The organism is Filifactor sp. (genome assembly GCF_057248345.1).
On the sequence record NZ_DBHIIC010000071.1, the window covers coordinates 1 to 3,473 of the forward strand.

The 3,473-nt window shown below is 37.0% G+C and carries 3 protein-coding genes; all 3 read left to right on the plus strand.

Annotation, left to right across the window (positions count from 1 at the left end; translation table 11 throughout):
- Positions 1-252: 252 nt before the first annotated feature.
- The 3 genes from rpsL (at position 253) to fusA (ending at position 3,365) form a co-directional block, all read left to right on the plus strand.
- Positions 253-672 carry a 30S ribosomal protein S12 gene (gene rpsL / locus ACO5GE_RS07820; RefSeq protein ID WP_014262276.1) on the plus strand — a complete coding sequence of 140 codons (420 nt, stop codon included), beginning with the start codon at positions 253-255 and terminating at the stop codon, positions 670-672.
- Positions 673-786: 114 nt separating this feature from the next.
- Entirely contained in the window at positions 787-1,257 is a 471-nt protein-coding gene (gene rpsG, locus ACO5GE_RS07825) for a 30S ribosomal protein S7 (protein ID WP_484830354.1), read from the plus strand.
- A gap of 35 nt (positions 1,258-1,292) precedes the next feature.
- Positions 1,293-3,365 carry an elongation factor G gene (fusA, locus tag ACO5GE_RS07830; RefSeq protein WP_484830355.1) on the plus strand — a complete coding sequence of 691 codons (2,073 nt, stop codon included), beginning with the start codon at positions 1,293-1,295 and terminating at the stop codon, positions 3,363-3,365.
- The last annotated feature ends 108 nt before the right edge of the window (positions 3,366-3,473 follow it).

Below are 3,473 nucleotides of genomic sequence, written 5' to 3' on the forward strand. Positions count from 1 at the left end.
AAATAGTATCCGAGTATTTCTCAAAGTGTAACATATGTCTTGACAACTAAGAAAAATAAAGTTATATATTTTTGTAAAAAACTAGACAATCAAAATAAATAATGATACACTTATTAAGTATGTAATTCTCAAAGATTGAGATTGCAATAGATACTTTTTAATGAAAAGGTATCCATATTGAACGGCTAAGTTTGAATCCTTAGCACGGACAATACAGTTGGCGGCGTAAAATAATATAGAGGAGGTGTACAGATGCCAACCATTAACCAGTTAGTAAGAAAAGGAAGAGAAGCTGTAGAATATAAGTCAACAGCACCGGCTCTTCAAAAAGGTTTTAATGCTCTTAAAAAGAGAGCAACTAATTTGAATTCCCCACAAAAAAGAGGGGTTTGTACAGCAGTGAAAACAGTAACTCCTAAAAAACCTAACTCTGCTCTTCGTAAAGTAGCCAGAGTAAGATTGACAAACGGAATTGAAGTTTCTGCTTATATTCCAGGAGAAGGACACAACTTGCAAGAGCACAGTGTTGTTTTGATTCGTGGAGGAAGAGTAAAGGACCTTCCAGGGGTTCGTTATCACATTGTTCGTGGAACGCTTGATACTGCAGGTATTGAAAAAAGAAGACAGGCAAGATCAAAATACGGTACAAAAAGACCAAAAGACGCTAAATAAGACGTGTATTGAATTCGTGCATTCATATAAATATAAGAAATATGAAGGCACAATCGGCATTTTGAAATGTCGAGTACCGATGATTTAATTTAAATTATTAAGGAGGGAAGAATAGTGCCAAGAAGAGGTAATATTCCAAAGAGAGAAGTTTTGGCTGATCCACTATACGGAAGTAAAGTGGTAACGAAACTTGTAAATAATGTAATGTTAGATGGAAAAAAAGGAACAGCACAAGAAATTGTGTATGGAGCTTTTGAAGAAATCAAAGAAAAAACAGGAGAAGATCCATTAGAAGTATTTGAAAAAGCAATGAACAATATCATGCCGGTATTGGAAGTAAAAGCGAGAAGAGTCGGTGGTGCGAACTATCAAGTTCCAGTTGAAGTTCGTCCTGAACGTAGAGAAACATTGGGACTTCGTTGGTTAGTAAGATATACTCGTGCTAGAAATGAAAAAGGTATGAAATTGAAATTAGCAAGAGAAATTATGGATGCTGCAAACGGAGTTGGAGCATCTGTTAAGAAAAAAGAAGATACTCATAAAATGGCAGAAGCAAATAAAGCATTTGCTCACTATCGTTGGTAATATTCGGTTATTAAATAAGAAAGGAGTGGCGATTAGTGCCAAGAAAATTTCCTTTAGAAAAGACAAGAAATATCGGTATCATGGCTCATATCGATGCCGGAAAAACAACTACAACAGAGCGTATTTTGTTTTATACCGGAAAAACTCATAAACTAGGAGAAACTCACGAAGGAGCTTCTCAAATGGACTGGATGGAGCAAGAAAAAGAGAGAGGTATTACTATTACTTCTGCTGCGACAACTGCTCAATGGAACAATCACCGTATCAATATTATTGATACTCCGGGCCACGTTGACTTTACTGTAGAAGTAGAGCGTTCTCTTCGTGTATTGGATGGAGCTGTAGCTGTATTTTGTGCAAAAGGTGGGGTAGAACCTCAATCTGAAAATGTATGGAGACAAGCAGACACATATAAAGTACCAAGAATTGCTTTCGTAAACAAAATGGACATCATTGGAGCTAACTTCCTTAGAGTTGTAGACATGATGAAGGATAGATTGGGTGCAAATGCAGTAGCAATGCAACTTCCAATCGGAGCAGAGGATACATTCGAAGGAATGATTGATTTGCTTACAATGAAAGCATACAAAACACATGATAAGCTTGGAACAGAAATGGAAGAATGTGAAATTCCTGCTGATATGCAAGCAAAAGCTGAAGAATATCGAGAAATCATGGTAGAGGCAATTGCAGAATTGGATGAAGAATTGACAATGAAATATCTTGAAGGAGAAGAAATTTCAATTGATGAATTGAAAAAGACTCTTCGTAAGGGAGTTATTTCAACTGCTATCAATCCGGTATTCTGTGGTTCTGCATACCGTAATAAAGGTGTTCAGTTATTATTGGATGCAGTTGTTGATTACATGCCTGCACCTGTAGATGTACCAGATATCAAGGGTGTTTTGGAAGATGGAACGGAAGAAGTTCGTCATTCATCTGATGCTGAACCGTTTTCTTCATTAGCATTTAAAATCATGGTGGATCCATTTGTTGGAAAACTTGCTTTCTTCCGTGTATATTCCGGAACTTTGCAATCAGGTTCTTATGTATTGAACTCAACAAAAAACAAGAAAGAAAGAATTGGACGTATTCTTCAAATGCATGCTAACTCAAGAGAAGAAATCAATGAAGTTTATTCAGGAGATATTGCTGCTGCAGTTGGTTTGAAAGATACAACAACAGGAGATACACTTTGTGATCCTGCACATCCAATTATTTTGGAATCTATGGAATTCCCTGAACCTGTTATCTCTGTAGCGATTGAGCCAAAGACAAAAGCAGCTCAAGAAAAAATGGGTGTTGCACTTCAAAGATTATCAGAAGAAGATCCAACTTTCCGAGTTAGAACAGATGAAGAAACAGGACAAACAATTATCTCAGGAATGGGAGAATTGCACTTGGAAATCATTGTAGACAGATTACTTCGTGAATTCAAAGTAGAAGCTACAGTTGGTGCTCCACAAGTAGCATATCGTGAAACAATTCGTCAATCTGTTGACATTGAAAATAAATATGCAAAACAATCAGGTGGTCGTGGACAATACGGACACGTTAAGATTCGTATGATTCCTCAAGAACCTGGTGCAGGTTACGAGTTCGTTAACAACATTGTTGGGGGAGCTATCCCTAAGGAGTATATTGGACCTGTTGATACAGGTATCCAAGGAGCAATGGAAGCAGGTATCCTTGCAGGATATCCGGTAGTAGACGTTAAAGTAGAACTATATGATGGTTCTTACCATGAAGTTGACTCTTCAGAAATGGCGTTTAAAGTTGCTGCTTCTATGGCATTCAAAGACGGTATGAAAAAAGCAAATCCGGTATTGTTAGAACCGGTATTCAAAGTAGAAGTTGTTACTCCTGAAGACTACATGGGAGATGTAATGGGTGACCTTAACTCTCGTCGTGGAAGAATTGAAGGAATGGAAGCAAGACAAGGTGGAGCACAAGCAATCAATGCGATGGTACCACTTTCTGAAATGTTTGGATATTCAACTGATTTGCGTTCTGCAACACAAGGACGTGCGACTTATACAATGATTTTTGATCACTATGAAGAAGTTCCAAATTCCATTGCAAAGAAAATTATGGAACAAGGAGAATAATCACTTCATAAATATAAAAAAGAAATTGACAGATAGGGTTTCTATCGAAGATTAATTTTTAGGAGGAAGAAAAATGGGAAAAGCAAAATTTGAAAGAAGTAAACCACA

What these genes read in the sequence shown, in the direction of transcription:
- rpsL (WP_014262276.1), top strand. Translation starts at nt 253, where the DNA reads ATGCCAACCATTAACCAGTTAGTAAGAAAAGGAAGAGAAGCTGTAGAA.